This is a genomic window from Vibrio sp. 10N.222.52.B7 (genome assembly GCF_041474275.1).
Lineage (GTDB): Bacteria > Pseudomonadota > Gammaproteobacteria > Enterobacterales > Vibrionaceae > Vibrio > Vibrio crassostreae_C.
Genome location: NZ_JBFRTU010000684.1, coordinates 1 through 395, shown reverse-complemented (window position 1 = coordinate 395; position 395 = coordinate 1). Strand labels below are relative to the sequence as shown.

The 395-nt window shown below is 46.8% G+C and carries 1 protein-coding gene; it reads left to right on the top strand.

Annotation, left to right across the window (positions count from 1 at the left end; translation table 11 throughout):
* Positions 1-4: 4 nt before the first annotated feature.
* Positions 5-395: SAM-dependent methyltransferase (locus AB4512_RS24800; RefSeq protein ID WP_372176126.1), on the top strand; the 391-nt coding region annotated here is incomplete at its 3' end.

Below are 395 nucleotides of genomic sequence, written 5' to 3'. Positions count from 1 at the left end.
AAATATGTCTGCAGAACTGAAATTTATTGGCCGAATTACCACGCCTTATCACTCGATTTCGGAGTGTCCGAATAACATCCAGCCGGACAACGGCCCGATCTGTGAAATCATCTTAGATGACGTTTATCAGCAAGGTTTACTGGGTTTAAACGGCGGCGACCACATCTTGATCTTGTATTGGTTAGAAGGCGCAAAACGAGACGAGTTGATACAAAGCTGGGATGAAGAAACACCGACCAAAGGCACCTTTGCACTACGTTCACCGCACAGACCAAACCCTATAGGTGCCGCCGTGCTACCGATTGAAAAAATCAAGAATGGCACAGTAACCGTGAGAGGCTTGGACTGCTTGAACAACACACCACTGTTGGATATCAAGCCAGCGATCTATAGAG